The 14,549-nt window shown below is 38.4% G+C and carries 16 protein-coding genes; 11 read left to right on the top strand and 5 right to left on the bottom strand.

Annotation, left to right across the window (positions count from 1 at the left end; translation table 11 throughout):
- Positions 1-120 precede the first annotated feature (120 nt).
- Together FTU22_RS06640 and FTU22_RS06645 are read right to left on the bottom strand one after the other, a co-directional pair.
- On the bottom strand, positions 121-1,416 hold the full coding sequence (locus FTU22_RS06640) for a Y-family DNA polymerase (protein WP_180093599.1): 1,296 nt from the start codon (positions 1,414-1,416) through the stop codon (positions 121-123).
- Between the two features lie 15 nt (positions 1,417-1,431).
- On the bottom strand, positions 1,432-2,130 hold the full coding sequence (locus FTU22_RS06645; RefSeq protein WP_257225896.1) for a LexA family transcriptional regulator: 699 nt from the start codon (positions 2,128-2,130) through the stop codon (positions 1,432-1,434).
- A gap of 246 nt (positions 2,131-2,376) precedes the next feature.
- On the opposite strand from FTU22_RS06645, the gene FTU22_RS06650 reads away from it, so the two are divergent.
- The 10 genes from FTU22_RS06650 (at position 2,377) to FTU22_RS06695 (ending at position 11,221) form a co-directional block, all read left to right on the top strand.
- Complete coding sequence (locus tag FTU22_RS06650) at positions 2,377-2,811, top strand: I78 family peptidase inhibitor (protein ID WP_180093601.1); 435 nt, start codon at positions 2,377-2,379, stop codon at positions 2,809-2,811.
- A gap of 112 nt (positions 2,812-2,923) precedes the next feature.
- Positions 2,924-3,283, top strand: coding sequence for a hypothetical protein (locus tag FTU22_RS06655; RefSeq protein ID WP_078193938.1), 360 nt, complete (start codon positions 2,924-2,926; stop codon positions 3,281-3,283).
- 296 nt (positions 3,284-3,579) lie between these two features.
- The gene (locus FTU22_RS06660) at positions 3,580-3,849 is read left to right on the top strand and encodes a hypothetical protein (protein ID WP_078193937.1); all 270 of its coding nucleotides are present in this window, start codon (positions 3,580-3,582) and stop codon (positions 3,847-3,849) included.
- 296 nt (positions 3,850-4,145) lie between these two features.
- Positions 4,146-6,785, top strand: coding sequence for a bifunctional aconitate hydratase 2/2-methylisocitrate dehydratase (locus tag FTU22_RS06665; protein WP_180004960.1), 2,640 nt, complete (start codon positions 4,146-4,148; stop codon positions 6,783-6,785).
- A 99-nt stretch (positions 6,786-6,884) separates the two neighbouring features.
- A complete protein-coding gene (locus FTU22_RS06670) occupies positions 6,885-7,895 on the top strand; it encodes a DUF4034 domain-containing protein (protein ID WP_078193935.1) in 1,011 nt (336 codons plus the stop codon).
- Positions 7,896-8,001: 106 nt separating this feature from the next.
- Complete coding sequence (locus tag FTU22_RS06675; RefSeq protein WP_078193934.1) at positions 8,002-8,217, top strand: hypothetical protein; 216 nt, start codon at positions 8,002-8,004, stop codon at positions 8,215-8,217.
- 204 nt (positions 8,218-8,421) lie between these two features.
- On the top strand, positions 8,422-9,645 hold the full coding sequence (gltS, locus tag FTU22_RS06680; RefSeq protein WP_180004961.1) for a sodium/glutamate symporter: 1,224 nt from the start codon (positions 8,422-8,424) through the stop codon (positions 9,643-9,645).
- Positions 9,646-9,738: 93 nt separating this feature from the next.
- Positions 9,739-10,596 (top strand): tetratricopeptide repeat protein, encoded by an 858-nt coding sequence (locus FTU22_RS06685; protein ID WP_180093603.1) that lies wholly within the window; start codon positions 9,739-9,741, stop codon positions 10,594-10,596.
- A 203-nt stretch (positions 10,597-10,799) separates the two neighbouring features.
- On the top strand, positions 10,800-11,012 hold the full coding sequence (locus FTU22_RS06690) for a DUF4177 domain-containing protein (RefSeq protein WP_078193931.1): 213 nt from the start codon (positions 10,800-10,802) through the stop codon (positions 11,010-11,012).
- Positions 11,009-11,221, top strand: a complete 213-nt coding sequence (locus tag FTU22_RS06695) for a hypothetical protein (protein WP_180004964.1) — start codon at positions 11,009-11,011, stop codon at positions 11,219-11,221. Before FTU22_RS06690 ends, FTU22_RS06695 begins: the two co-directional genes overlap by 4 nt.
- Positions 11,222-11,306: 85 nt before the next feature.
- Here the strand turns inward: FTU22_RS06695 and FTU22_RS06700 are convergent, their stop codons facing one another.
- Positions 11,307-11,792 (bottom strand): Lrp/AsnC family transcriptional regulator, encoded by a 486-nt coding sequence (locus FTU22_RS06700; protein WP_078188537.1) that lies wholly within the window; start codon positions 11,790-11,792, stop codon positions 11,307-11,309.
- A 215-nt stretch (positions 11,793-12,007) separates the two neighbouring features.
- A complete protein-coding gene (locus FTU22_RS06705) occupies positions 12,008-12,868 on the bottom strand; it encodes an alpha/beta fold hydrolase (RefSeq protein ID WP_180093605.1) in 861 nt (286 codons plus the stop codon).
- A 173-nt stretch (positions 12,869-13,041) separates the two neighbouring features.
- Here FTU22_RS06705 and FTU22_RS06710 point away from each other — a divergent pair, with 173 nt between their 5' ends.
- Entirely contained in the window at positions 13,042-13,503 is a 462-nt protein-coding gene (locus FTU22_RS06710) for a hypothetical protein (protein ID WP_180093607.1), read from the top strand.
- A 273-nt stretch (positions 13,504-13,776) separates the two neighbouring features.
- Here the strand turns inward: FTU22_RS06710 and FTU22_RS06715 are convergent, their stop codons facing one another.
- Entirely contained in the window at positions 13,777-14,013 is a 237-nt protein-coding gene (locus FTU22_RS06715) for a hypothetical protein (protein ID WP_078188534.1), read from the bottom strand.
- Positions 14,014-14,549 lie beyond the last annotated feature (536 nt).

A 14,549-nucleotide genomic window follows, 5' to 3' on the forward strand; every position in this document is an offset into this window, starting at 1 on the left:
ATATACAAATGAATATTCATTTAAATACTAAATAAATATTCAGCAATTGCAAATGATCATTTCGGTTAACACAGCAGACATTAACAGCGCCACTACAGCGTAGCGTTTCAATCAAACGTTTTATTTCACACGGAGCAGTTCGTTCCAATTACTCAGGTAAGCGGGGGAACACAGATTTTTTTTCATCCGCCATGTTGCAGCATCGTCCTGCGCTAAGCCGATCGAGACAAAATGATGCCCAAATTTTTTTTGAATATCGTCGATGGTGTCGGACAGTTTCAAACGGCTTTGTCTTAACGCCATATCGCAAAACAAATCTGGGGTAAAGTTTTGTTTTGGAATGATTTCTAATAACACCACACCGGCTTTTTTATATTTAAATCCCGCTTTAAAGATTTTTTCGGCGGCACGCGTTGCTGCTTGGGTGATGCTAATTAAGTCATCGGTATGCTCATTCAGTGTAATGGCCAGATAAGGTGCGTATTTTTCAGTAGAATTAAAGCGACTCGTTTGAATAAACACTCCCACCATACGACATAGAGAATGATCTGCTCTTAAACGTGTGACGGCTCGCGCGATATATACACGAATAGAGGCTTTAATATCTTCCAGTTCGTAGACTGGCTGACCATAGGAACGACTACTGATAATTTGCTGTTTGCTCGGTGCTTCTTCTTCAATAGACAGACAAGATAGACCTTGCAGTTCCAAGACGGTTTTTTCCATCACCACACTAAATTTTTTTCGAATATCTTTAGGCTGTGCATTGATCAGATCTAAAACATAATGAATGCCAAGCTGATTCAGGGCTTTTGTATGATTCCGACCGACGCCCCAAACTTCATTGACTGGTGTCTGCGCAAGGAGTTGTTCTGAGGAACAAGGGTCCATTTCAACTAAATTGCATACACCGTTTAAATACGCATTTTTTTTGGCAAGATGGTTGGCCATTTTGGCTTCCGTTTTAGAGCGACCAATCCCGACACAGCAGGTTAAGCCTAGCCATTTTAGGATCGTCTCTCGTATTTCTTTGGCATATAGGCTCAAATCAAACAGTTCTTGATAGGCAGTGAAATCTAAAAAACACTCATCGATCGAGTAAACTTCACGGTCTTCGGGGCCGACATACAGGCCTAAAATATTCATAAATCGATTAGACATTTCGGTGTAGAGAGCATAGTTACTCGACAACACCTGAACATGATGCTGTTGGATTAAATCCTGAATTTGATAGACCGGCACAGCCATTTTAATCCCGAGGTCTTTGGCTTCCTGACTTCGAGATACAACACAGCCATCGTTATTGGACAGCACGACGACAGGGACATTATTGAGCTTTGGGTTAAAGACACGCTCACAACTGACGTAGCAGTTGTTAAGGTCAACTAACGCAAATATTTTATTTGCAGCTTTCATGGTGAATTCTTGTGTTTAGGTGTGTGATGAGCGCTTATAAAATTGCTTTAAATTAAAGGTCACGACACCCTGAACAACGATAGATTCGCTATCTGAAGGGATAATATGCGCATAGGCTGGATTTTCTGCTTTTAGCCAAATTTTGGGTAAGACTTTATTGGGGTCACCAAAAATGTCGGCAATTTCTTCTTTTGACATTTTTGCGGTGATCATCAATCGCTTTAAGGTGATTTCACGATTATCAATCAGTGCAACCACGATATCGCCATGTTTGGCTTCTAAGCTACGATCGACTAAAAAAGTATCATTAATTTCAAAGCCGGCGTTGAGTAAAGACTCGCTATCGACATGCGCAATAAATGTAGCGAGCGGGTTAATTACCAAATAATCATTTAGGTCTAAGGCTTTTTCAAAAACATCTTTATTGGCGAAAGCTGGGCCAGCAGGAATACGTTCCAAGGCAACGGGAAGTTCAATACGGGTATTTTTCTGAACAGGCTGAACATTGAGCGAAGAATCCAAAAATGGATCCATAGATAGTTCTTGAGATTGCCTTTCAAGCAGGGCATTGATGGTGGGACTGGGTTTGCCATCTGCGCCCATGAGCTGTTGCAAAGACGACCAAGCTTCGTCCGAAAAATAAATCGGCAGTTTTTTGACATATTTTGCTCCTACGCAACGTGGCGTGTTTGAAGAAAAGTACTTTTTTAGCATACGCGTTGAGCAGGTCATTTTTCAAATTTATAAAACCTTTAAAATCAAAGCTGCGACAAGTTTAGTCGTTTTAAATATTGCAAAAATCATCATCAGTTCAAAGAAAATGACGTTCTGTATTTTGAACATAGGGCACATTGCTGCCTAATTAAAGAAAGTGGAATGACAACTAAAAATTTCAATAAACAACTCGTTTATTTGGCACAAACTTGGTAAGTTAAATTTTTATATTCAGAAATAGACTTGATGAAAAATATATGGATTTTAGCTGCACTGACAGCATTTATGGCGGGTTGTAGCACAACACAGCAAACTGAAACTACATCAGAAAAAATTGGTATGGCAAATCCAGCCAGCCAGTATTGTGTAGAACAAAAAGGTAAGCTTGAAATTCGTGATGAAGCAAATGCTCAGGTCGGGTATTGCCATCTGCCAAACGGACAAGTGGTTGAAGAGTGGGCATTATTCCGTAGTAGCCAAACTGAATGTGTAGCTGATAAGGCTAAGACGCTGATTGGTCAAGTAAAATTGACTGAAGATCAGATCAAGGCGATTAGCCAAGCTCAAATTGTCCGTTTAGTAAAACCTGGGCAGCCAGTAACAATGGATTATCGTGTAGAGCGCGTCACCGTCACTGTAAATCCAATCAATAAAAAGATTATTCAAGCAACTTGTGGTTAATTCAAACGCATAAAAAAGGCCCGAAAGGGCTTTTTTTGTTTGTTCGGCTACGACTAATTTAAATGACAAATCCATTACGATCTTTTATATTGCCCCTCGTAAGGAGAAGTTCATGAAAAAGTTATTTGCTTTATCCGTTATGGTGGCTTTGGTCGGCTGTGCTGAAAAAAAACCATTAACCCCTGAAGAGCAGTGGCAGGGTTACTGCCGCAGTGTAGGTAATGCTGCACGTACGATTATGTTAGATCGTCAAAATGCAATTGAAAAAGACAAAGCAGTTGAGCATGCCAACAAAATTGAGGATGAAACCACCAAAGGATTTATCCTGAACATCATTGATGAAGTTTATGCCTTGCCGCAAGCTGAGATTAATACTGATGTTGAAAAAGCACGTGAAAAAATTCGTGCTGAGTTTACTGAAAAATGTATCGCAACACCGCATACCGAAATGCCAGATTATAAACCGTTCTAAGGAACGGTTTTTTATGCGAGAAAGCGCGTAAAGCAAAACCTAAAGGCTCTATTCAGCAGTGAGTAGTTACAACGGGGCAACTATCCGTTGTTTAGCCATATGATGGAGTTCATGCTTATTTTGCGAATGCATATTTATCTTCGGGTTACTTTGAATATGAGATGCTTAAAGATTTTAAAATAGCCTAAGCAGAGCGAAATACAAATTGTGACAACTTGCTAAATCATAAATATAGAAAAGCAAATCTTTTTAATGAATAATGAAATGGAGAATAAAAAACAGTAGAGGAGCAGAATATGGACGTTATAGGTTATATGCATCACTCAGATCTACTCCTAGAAGATGAACAAGGCGTAGCAATTATCGGTGGTGGGAACTACGTGCTCAGCATTGGAGATAAAGTCACATTACGCCAAAAAATAGATGAATTTTCTCAGCGTTATTTGGTCGATATCAGCTTTGCAAGTAATCAACATCAAACCACATGTCAGGACGAATGGTGCCTCAGATTTACAGGCGATCGAGCAGAACTTCAACAATATATCACTGCAACCACTGTACACTAAGGTGGAATATCCAATACTGATAAAAACAGGCAACATTTAGTTGCCTTTTTTTGATGGTTAATTTTAGTCAAAAGTTAATATGTGCAAGAAAAGCGTGTTCTAAGTATTGATTTTGCTTAATGTATAAACGATATGAGGATCATTTATTTATAAAATAACGGGCATCACGAAGAAACACTTGTAGTGCATTAACTTTTAACTGGAATTTTAGTAAAATTTAGCAGTCCATATTATTTGCGTAGCTTTATTTAAAGCAGGAATGCGTAAATAATTTTTTAAAAAAGAGGAATAACACCGTGCTAGAAGCTTACCGCCAACACGTTGAAGAACGTGCCGCACTCGGAGTCCCACCGAAGCCACTTGACGATGCTCAAACAGCTGCATTAGTTGAATTATTAAAAAACCCACCAGCTGGCGAAGAAGCATTTTTAGTTGATTTACTAGAAAACCGTGTTCCAGCGGGTGTTGACCAAGCTGCATACGTTAAAGCTGCTTTCTTAGCTGCTTTGGCAAAAGGTGAAGCGACTTCTCCACTAGTAACTAAAGAACGTGCGGTTTACCTACTAGGTACTATGCTTGGTGGTTATAACGTTGCTCCTTTAGTTGCACTTCTTGATGATGCAGAGCTTGGTGAATTAGCTGCTGACGCACTTAAGAAAACTCTTCTTGTATTTGATGCCTTCCACGACGTTGCTGATAAAGCAAAAGCGGGCAATGCGAATGCACAAGCAGTTATGCAATCTTGGGCAGATGCTGAATGGTTCACTAGCCGTAAAGACGTTCCTGAAGAAATCAAACTTACAGTTTTCAAAGTAACTGGCGAAACGAACACAGACGACTTGTCACCTGCACAAGACGCGTGGAGCCGTCCAGACATTCCGTTACATGCTAACGCAATGCTTAAAAACGTACGTGACGGTATCAATCCAGAAGTTCCTGGCGAAGTTGGTCCACTTAGCCAAATCAAAGAGCTTATCGCGAAAGGCAACCAAGTTGCTTACGTAGGTGACGTTGTTGGTACTGGTTCTTCTCGTAAGTCAGCAACTAACTCTGTACTTTGGTTCTTTGGTGACGAAATTGCTCACATTCCGAACAAAAAAGATGGTGGTTATTGCTTAGGTTCTAAAATCGCTCCGATTTTCTTCAACACTATGGAAGATGCTGGTGCATTGCCAGTAGAAATCGATGTTCAAAACATGAACATGGGCGACGAAATCACGCTTAAAATCGACCACGCTGCTGCTAAAGTAACTGCGTTCAAAGACGGCGTTCAAATCGCTGAATCTGAACTTAAAACTCCAGTTCTTTTAGATGAAGTACGTGCTGGTGGCCGTATCAACCTTATCGTTGGTCGTGGTTTAACAACTAAAGCTCGTGAAGCTCTTGGTCTTGCACCTTCAACTTTATTCCGTACTCCAGTTCAACCTGCAGCTACTGGTAAAGGCTTCACTCAAGCTCAAAAAATGGTTGGTCGCGCTTGTGGTCTTCCTGAAGGTCAAGGTGTACTTCCAGGTACTTACTGTGAACCTAAGATGACTACTGTTGGTTCTCAAGATACAACAGGTCCAATGACTCGTGACGAACTTAAAGATCTTGCTTGCCTAGGCTTCTCTGCTGACCTAGTTATGCAATCTTTCTGTCATACAGCTGCGTATCCAAAACCAGTTGACGTTCAAATGCAGCACACGCTTCCTGATTTCATCATGAACCGTGGTGGTGTTTCTCTACGTCCAGGTGATGGTATTATCCACTCTTGGTTAAACCGTATGCTTCTTCCAGATACAGTAGGTACTGGTGGTGACTCGCATACTCGTTTCCCAATCGGTATTTCGTTCCCAGCGGGTTCTGGTCTTGTAGCGTTCGCTGCAGCGACTGGTGTTATGCCACTAGATATGCCTGAATCTGTTCTTGTTAAGTTCAAAGGTAAAATGCAACCTGGTATCACTCTACGTGACCTAGTACATGCAATTCCTTACGTAGCGATCCAAGAAGGCGACTTAACTGTAGAGAAAAAAGGTAAGAAGAACATCTTCTCTGGCCGTATCCTTGAGATCGACCTTACAGAAATGGAAACTGACCTTACTGTTGAGCAAGCGTTCGAACTTTCTGACGCATCTGCTGAACGTTCTGCTGCAGGCTGTTCTATCACGCTTTCTGAAGAGAAAGTTGCTGAATACCTTAAATCAAACATTACTATGTTGAAATGGATGATTTCTGAAGGTTATGGCGATGCTCGTACAATGGCGCGCCGTGTAGAAAACATGGAGAAATGGTTAGCGAACCCAAGCCTAATCAAAGCAGATCCAGATGCTGAATACACTAAAGTGTATGAAATTGACCTTTCTACAATTACTGAACCAGTTCTTTGCTGCCCGAACGACCCAGATGACGCTAAATTGCTTTCTGACGTTGCTGGTACAAAAATTGACGAAGTATTCGTTGGTTCATGTATGACTAACATTGGTCACTTCCGTGCGGCTGGTAAACTTCTAGACAAAGTTCCTGGTGGTTCTTTATCTACTCGTCTATGGTTGGCTCCTCCAACTCGTATGGACGAACGTCAATTGATGGAAGAAGGTTTCTATAACATCTATGGTAAAGCTGGCGCTCGTACAGAAATGCCAGGTTGTTCATTATGTATGGGTAACCAAGCACGTGTAGCTCCGAACACTACTTGTGTATCGACTTCTACTCGTAACTTCCCGAACCGTCTAGGTCAAGGTGCGAACGTTTACTTAGCTTCTGCTGAGCTTGCTTCTGTTGCTGCTGTACTTGGTAAATTACCAACTCCAGCTGAGTACCAAGAATACGCAGCTCAAATTGATAGCATGTCTGCAGACATCTACCAATACTTAAGCTTCGACAAAATGGGCGACTATACTGACGCTGCTAAAGACGTTGATACTAAGAAAATTGCTGCTGCTCAATTGTCTTAATTGATTAAGTAGTTAATAAGAAAATCCCACGTCATGTGGGATTTTCTTTATTTAATAGAATCTTACTAATAATAAAACTGTAATTTAGAAATTGGCCTTATGAAACTAAAGAATTTATCTTTTATATTATTAACATTTTGTTCTACACAAATTTTTGCAGAAGTGTCGTATACGAAGTTAGCAAACATAAAATTGGTTGATGAAAGTATATATCCCACAGGATATGACATTCAGTCTGAAGTGGAAAATTTGATTAGAGAGAAAAAGTTCAAAGATATTTCAAACAAAGCACAACAGCTTTTAAATAGTGAAGAATATAATTTTGATGGTAAGTTTAAACATACTAGTTATTTAGATTCTTTTCTTGGGATTGTAAATAAACATCGAGTAACTTCTCCAAATTATTATAAAGAAAATATAGCAATCGCACAGAAATGGATTAAGGCTGAACCAGAGTCACCATTAGGTTATATTTACTATACGCTTTGGGTTAGAAAACATGCTTGGAGCATTAGAGGGGGAAGTTATACTTCACAAGTATCGAAAAAAAATATGCAATATTTTGGTGATCAATCAATTAAAAATTTAAATTTTTTATTAGAAAATTATGATGTTGCATCTAAAGATCCTTTTTATTACTACATACTGTTAATGACCCTACGTGATCTGGGGGCTGAAGAAAACTACTTAAAAGCTTATCAAGATGGAATTGTAAAATATCCAAAACAGCGAGTTATTTATAATACATTTATGGAGAGTTTTGAGCCAAAGTGGTTTGGAGAAAATTATGATGCTATTCAAATGATTATTAATGATATACAGGAAATGAATCCTGCAGAAAAAGATTTTCATTATTATCATATTCTATATACAGTACATAACAATAAGTATGATTTGAAAAAACTAAATGTAAATTGGGCTAGGGTTGAGCAAGGTGCCGTAGATTCTTTAAGTAAACTTACTTCTTTGAGTAAAATAAATGATGTGCAAAAATTGTATTGCTCTTATCCTGGGAATAGAGTGAGGTTGGAACGGTTATTAAAATCCTTTAAACAAGGACAATTAGAAAAAAGCTATATAGAAAATAGTTTGAATAACTGTCAAAAATAGAAATAATCGCCTCTTAATTGGAGGCTTTTATTTATAAATGTTATTTACAGTTCTAAGAATACAACGTTTAATCACAACTAATATTATTTTACAGTAGCATAGATCAGTGCCCAAACAATCCCGATTCCTCTGTATTGGTGGCTTCCTCAACGGAACCCAAGTCAAAGACCAAGGCGAAAGCTTTGTCTGTGTCGAAAATGGCAAACAGATGACTTACCACAAAAAAGAAATCTTTAACCAAGATGCTTGGGATCAAGATTACTATGTCTGTGAAACCACCAGTGATAAAGAGGCGCATAACTGGGTATTCGATATCAAATAATCTCTCAAAATTCCTGCTTTTCAGTCATAAACAGCAAATGCTCAGCACATCACATACGCTGAGCATTTTTATTTATTTCATTTATTAGGCTTCAGAAATGTGTAGTAGAAGAAGGGGCTAAATAACTTATTTACATTTTTCTAGCTGAAAAAATCAAATAATTATGTAAAAAGATAAATAAAATTGAGCACTTAAGATTAAATTATGAATTATGAGCTAGATGCTTTTTTGACAATTGTCGTGGCGGTTTTGGTTTTATTTATCGGGTATTTCTTTGTACATAAAATTTCTATCCTGAAAAAATACAACATTCCTGAACCAGTGGCAGGTGGTCTAGTTGCAGCGGTAATTACTTTTATATTATTTAAAAACTTTAATATCACCGTAAATTTTGATGCCAAAATTCAGCAAATATTCATGCTGATGTTCTTTACCTCTGTTGGCTTGAGTGCAAGTCTTGGAAAACTCAAAGAGGGTGGCAAGGCGTTAGTGCTGTTTTTAGGCTGTGTCATTATATTTGTCATGCTGCAAAACATCGTTGGTATCAGTTTAGCCAAAATTTTAGGATTAGATCCGCTCATCGGCTTAATTACAGGCTCAGTCACATTAACTGGCGGTCACGGTACAGCAGGCGCATGGGGTACAGTCTTTGAACAAGATCATGGTATACAAGGTGCAGTCGTACTCGGTATGGCAAGTGCAACCTTCGGCTTGGTCATTGGCGGCATGATGGGCGGGCCAGTGGCGAAATTCCTCATCCGCCGTTTTCAGTTGGCAGAAGAACTTGTACCCACATCAGGACGTAATGAAGCACCGCCTGCATCTGAAACGGCGCCTTTCGAATATCCTGAAAAAACTCGTTTAATTACCGCAGATGATGCCGTCAAAACGATGGGGATGTTTGCCATCTGTATCAGCTTTGCTTATTTCATGACAGAGTTTGCTCGTGGACAGTGGTTTGAATTACCTACCTTCGTTTGGGCTTTAGCGTGTGGTGTATTTTTAAGAAACACCCTTGAACTTGGCTTTAAAATTGAAATGTTTGATCGCTGTATCGATGTATTTGGTAACGCATCCTTGGCATTATTTTTATCCATGGCGCTGATGTCATTGCAGCTCTGGTTATTGGCAGATCTTGCAGGCCCGCTGGTGATTATTTTACTGGTACAAACCCTCGTTTTAGCACTGTATCTGTACTTTGTAACTTTTAGGATCATGGGAAAAAGCTATGACGCAGCAGTACTTTGTGCAGGGCAATGTGGTGTAAATTTGGGTGCAACACCGACAGCGATTGCTAATATTCAAGCAGTAACCAATACTTATGGGCCATCACATAAAGCCTTTTTAATCATACCTTTGACTGGGGCATTCTTTGTAGATATTGTCAATGCTGTGGTCATTCAGGCAACGATAGGCTTCTTTGGTTAATACTATATATAGCTTTAAAAAATGCTAAAGCATCTAGATAGAGTGTTTTAGCATTTCATTTTTCACCATCTTATTGATCAAGAATAATAAACAATGAAAGTTTTAAAATATCATTTGCCTTACATCAAATTGTTCATGCTATTTGTATTAACAGCACTTCCATTTTCTATAACCTATTCAGCCGAAATTGATGTCCAAAAGACCATAGTTCAAGCGCAAAATAACGAAAAGCAGGCGCTGTATGATTTGGCTGTACTGAAACATATGGGGCTAGAAGGTGTGGAGATTAATCTGCCTGAAGCCATAGCGCTGTATAAGCGTGCTTCTGCCTTAGGGCATCGCTCAGCAAATCAAAATTTGGGATTGATGTATTACAAAGGTGTAGGAGTAAAAGTAGATTATGCAGAAGCCGCAAAATGGTTTGAGATCGGTGCTGAAAGAAATTTAGAAGATTCAAAGCGTATGCTTTTGATCATGAATAAATATGAACTCATTCCAAGGAATGAGAAAAAATTGGAAAGTCTTTTAATTGAATTTGCAAATAAAGGCAAGCAAGAAGATATCGAACAATTGGCCGACTATTATTACTATACGAAGCAAAATATGCAGCTTGCTGAAAAGCCAACGATGTTGTTGGCTGAACAAGGCTTGGCTCAATATCAGTCCCGTTTGGGTATGATTTATTATCAAGGTATTGATGCAAAGCCTGATTATAAAAAGGCTTATCCGTGGTTTTTAAAGGCTGCGGAAGCAAATGATTTGAACGGAAAAATTAGCGTTGCAAGTTTTTATTTAGGTGGGCTAGGCGTACAGCGAGATTTTGAAAAAGCTGCTGCATGGTTTAATTCGGCTTATGAGCAAGACCCTGTGAAAACATGTGAAATTCACAGTCTTGTTTTGTCAAAATTGAACAATGAAATACAACAATGTGAGCTAAGTACAAAACAATAAAAAGCCCCATGGTTAGGGGCTAGTCGTATCACTCGCGTGATACTCATATAAGGCTCATCTCATACTGTGTATATTAAAGCATAAAATTGAAAAAAATGCTGAGTAAATTGACAGTTAAAACTTTGTTGTTTTAGGAAAAAGCGATCGCTATACTTTGCCATGAACATTTGTTCACTTCACTATAACCATAAAGAACTATATTGATGAAAGAATATAAAGTTGTTATCTATCAAGAAGGTATGCTGGGATCTTTGCTGCTTGGCTCTTCAAAAGTTGATCCTGTTAAATTCACCAATTTTTTAAATCAAAATGCACAGCAAGGTTGGGCGGTGATTACGATGGAAAAGGATATCCGTCGTATGCTGCTTTTTTGGAAGCGCGAAGCTTATGTAGTTGTTTTGGAGAGAGAAAAATGAAATACGGTGTCTTTAGTGCACTTATTATTTCAGTTTTATGGGGTTTATTAGCCATCGCTCAATTATGGTTTGAGTTGCTCAGTGTCGAAGTATTTACCAAACTAACCGTCACAGTAGCGATCTTAGAAGCCATCATTATTATTGCAACATTGGTCATACGTGAGTATTTGACAGATAAAAAATTGAAAAAAGATGGCTATATAGATTAGAACACATAAATAGGGCAATTGAGTGCTGAACTCAATTGCCCTTAAATTTTAAAGTCATCTTATAGATTAGATCTATATTGGCTCATTACTCAATCATCATGAGGTCAGCACTGCTGGCAGATTTTAATTGTCGTAGCGCAAAAATAGAGCGGGTATGGCGTATACCTTTCATAGAATATAAATTTTTACGTAAAAAACGCTCATAGTGTTCAGCATTTTTAACTGCAACTTTCACCAAATAATCATAATCGCCAGTGACTAAATGTGCTTCTACTACTTCTGGCATATTGGCTAAAGTTTCACTAAATTGATCTAAAATTTCATCGTCGTGACGTTCTAATGTGATTTCAATAAAGAATAATTCATTGATCCCAATCGATTTTGGGTTGATGTTGGCTGTATAGCCGTCGATAATTTTTAAATTTTCTAGACGCTTTAAGCGTGTCCAACACGGCGAAGAGGAGAGACCAACACGTTCAGAAAGCTGGGCTATGGTGAGTCGTCCATCTTCTCTTAATGCGGATAATATTAAACGATCAATTCTGTCGAGGTTGTGTCGTGCTTCACTCATGCCAAAATAGAATATAATTGAGAAAAAATAGTTATATCATTTTTTGCAATAGTCGGCTGATGAAAATAAGTACACTTGGACGTTCAGTGCAGATTTTAAAGATAGAAAATAGAATATGTAAGCTGTCAGGCAGTTTGAATGAATCTAAAAGTAGAAATTATTGTGCAGTCCATAAAAAGACCACTCAGCCGGATTACTGACTGAGTGGCAAAAACTTAAGCGTGTAACTGTTGTTCAATGATCGGCCATAGGTTTTGATGTGATGATTTAAACATCAACATATGTCCGATGGCTTTATGACCTGTTTCTTTCGGTTTTAACTCAATCATTTGAGTCAAAGCATTCGGGTATAAACGTAGCAAGTCTTTGACATTGGCTTCCGTGGCGATTTCGTCATCAGAGCTCCATACGGCAGTGATCGGGCAGCTCACTTGTTGATGAAAATCATGCTGAACAGTTTTGCCTAAGGCATTGATGACATAACCGGGTTTGCTACAAAATTCAGCCCATTCACGAGCTACATCTTTTGGCAAATTTTCACCCATGCCAATTGCATTGGTCGGGCCATAGCCAATGGTATAGCGTGCAATGGGGAAGATCACATTAAACATCACTGGAGCTAAAAGCTTGGTGCGACCTTTAAGATCTTTGATATGACCTGTAGAGCCAGAAACAGCAACCATTTTGGCGACTTTGTCAAAATTTGGCACGATGCCTAATAGTTGTCCGCCTGCGCTATGACCAAGTAATATCACTTTAGGCGCCTGCGTTTTACTGATTAAAGCGTCGATTGCCGCCGGGATATCAAGCTGCCCCCATTGAACAATACTTGCTGTCGATTCTTTTAGAGGGCTGTGTAGCGACTCACCAATACCACGAAAATCAAAAACTAAAACGTCATAGCCTTGTTGGCTCAACCATGTTGCATAACTATTATAAAATTGCTTGGTAATGCCTGTGGCTGGACAAATCAACACAGGTAAAACCTGTTTGAGCTCTGTCTGGTGTGGATAATAGCGCGCACTCAGTGAATAGCCGTCTTGGCAATGAATCGTGAGTTTTTCAGATGATGACATGATTCAAACTTCATGGGTGTGTTCCGATGACTCTAATTTACACAAGTTCCAAAAAGAAACCTGAAAAGAGTATGACTCTAAAGTCATGTCATAACAGGTTTGAAGCAAGTACTATTGCAGAAGAAATACAGATAAAAATAATGCGTGTAATTGAACAATGGATGTAAATTAAAATGGACATGCTTCAACTTTCGGGTGCAGTAAAAATTGCGATAGTCTTTAGTGGGATTTATTTATGGGTAGGTATGCTCACGGGTGTGTGGAAATATGCACAAATAAGACAGTCTGAACTGGCACGTGCGCATTATTATGTCGATATAGCACATCGGAGCAGTTTGTTATACGCCCCAGCGACGCTTATTTTAGCGGTATTGGCCTATTTTTCAGCACTTCCACATACACTCAATTTACTCTTTGTAATCATCAATTTGTTCTTTTTTAGCTTTTCGATTTTAAGCTATGTGCTGCATGGCTTTTTAGCTGATACCACCAATCAATTTAAAGTACCGCACGTCTTAGGCAAATGGCATTTACCTAAATGGATGATGAGTATGGCAATGCTTGGATTGGTGATAGGCGAGTTAATTGCAACATTCGGATTGCTCTTCGGAGTCATCGTTAAATTTTGGTTTTAAACAAAGCAATATCAATTAGAAATGGTTTGCATGAGATTGGAAGCTAATCAAGAACTAAAAGCTTTTAAAGTGCAGACGATGGCTATGTAGAAGAATTTATAAAACAAAATTTGAAGTTAAATAGAATCGAAAATTCATGAGAAAAGGCTGATGATTTTCTGGTTATTTTAGGGATTATTTGTATTGTTTTTTAAAATGGATTGAATAATCGAGAAGGTAGGGGTGGCATCTTTTCTTTTTTCAAGATGGATGATGCCTCATCCATCTTCTAACTTAAAATTCTGTTGATTTTTGCTTTCGATATTTGTGGTCAATGACTGCCCATAAATAAAAGGCTACAGAGACAATAAGCGCATAAGCAAAATATTCAGGTCTTAAATTTCCTTGTATTAAGCCTTGAATAAGTAGTGTCAGCATGAGAGCAATAGTGGTGCTTGTATAGGTCACCATGTTCTTATTTGCCTTCAGAGCGTTAATGAAGAATTGCTTTTTGAAATGTACTGATAACATCTCCACCCCTCCGTGTTGTTGTTTCGCCAAAACCCATGATTTTGGTCAGGTTTGAACTACTGTTGTACTTCGAAACTAGAAGTATTTCAATAGCAAATGTCATTATTTTGTCATAAAACTATGTTAGATCATCGTATAAGAATAATCATTTTATTCATATACTAAATATTATGAATCTAAAGGTGTTGACTGGTGAGTAAAATGGTCGATGCATAATATCTATGTATGAATAAGCAATATATATACCAACACGGGTATATCGGCTTTATGACACGAAACCGCCTAGCTTACAGTCTGAATCGGGCTTAATCATGGAGTTTGTGTACGGTGTATTTTGCAGAAAGTATTTGTATTTTAACTATTATTATATTTTGTAACCAAATGGCTGGCTTTTTTTCTCATCATGAAAATAAAACTTTATTTAAAAGTTCAATGACTTAGGATTATTGCGCTGTAGTAGGACAAATAAATGTCAGTTTGGGTAAAACTCGACAATTATTGGTCACAGGTAAAATCGTCATTCGGGTAAAACTCCG

The sequence above is a fragment of the Acinetobacter sp. YH12076 genome (assembly GCF_013419525.1).
In the GTDB taxonomy this organism is placed as follows: Bacteria; Pseudomonadota; Gammaproteobacteria; order Pseudomonadales; family Moraxellaceae; genus Acinetobacter; species Acinetobacter amyesii.

What these genes read in the sequence shown, in the direction of transcription:
- FTU22_RS06650 (WP_180093601.1), top strand. Translation starts at nt 2,377, where the DNA reads ATGAAAAATATATGGATTTTAGCTGCACTGACAGCATTTATGGCGGGT.
- FTU22_RS06705 (WP_180093605.1), bottom strand. Translation starts at nt 12,868, where the DNA reads ATGTCATCATCTGAAAAACTCACGATTCATTGCCAAGACGGCTATTCA.
- FTU22_RS06640 (WP_180093599.1), bottom strand. Translation starts at nt 1,416, where the DNA reads ATGAAAGCTGCAAATAAAATATTTGCGTTAGTTGACCTTAACAACTGC.
- FTU22_RS06660 (WP_078193937.1), top strand. Translation starts at nt 3,580, where the DNA reads ATGGACGTTATAGGTTATATGCATCACTCAGATCTACTCCTAGAAGAT.
- FTU22_RS06715 (WP_078188534.1), bottom strand. Translation starts at nt 14,013, where the DNA reads ATGTTATCAGTACATTTCAAAAAGCAATTCTTCATTAACGCTCTGAAG.
- FTU22_RS06700 (WP_078188537.1), bottom strand. Translation starts at nt 11,792, where the DNA reads ATGAGTGAAGCACGACACAACCTCGACAGAATTGATCGTTTAATATTA.
- gltS (WP_180004961.1), top strand. Translation starts at nt 8,422, where the DNA reads ATGAATTATGAGCTAGATGCTTTTTTGACAATTGTCGTGGCGGTTTTG.
- FTU22_RS06710 (WP_180093607.1), top strand. Translation starts at nt 13,042, where the DNA reads ATGGACATGCTTCAACTTTCGGGTGCAGTAAAAATTGCGATAGTCTTT.
- FTU22_RS06645 (WP_257225896.1), bottom strand. Translation starts at nt 2,130, where the DNA reads ATGCTAAAAAAGTACTTTTCTTCAAACACGCCACGTTGCGTAGGAGCA.
- FTU22_RS06655 (WP_078193938.1), top strand. Translation starts at nt 2,924, where the DNA reads ATGAAAAAGTTATTTGCTTTATCCGTTATGGTGGCTTTGGTCGGCTGT.
- FTU22_RS06685 (WP_180093603.1), top strand. Translation starts at nt 9,739, where the DNA reads ATGAAAGTTTTAAAATATCATTTGCCTTACATCAAATTGTTCATGCTA.
- FTU22_RS06690 (WP_078193931.1), top strand. Translation starts at nt 10,800, where the DNA reads ATGAAAGAATATAAAGTTGTTATCTATCAAGAAGGTATGCTGGGATCT.
- FTU22_RS06695 (WP_180004964.1), top strand. Translation starts at nt 11,009, where the DNA reads ATGAAATACGGTGTCTTTAGTGCACTTATTATTTCAGTTTTATGGGGT.
- FTU22_RS06670 (WP_078193935.1), top strand. Translation starts at nt 6,885, where the DNA reads ATGAAACTAAAGAATTTATCTTTTATATTATTAACATTTTGTTCTACA.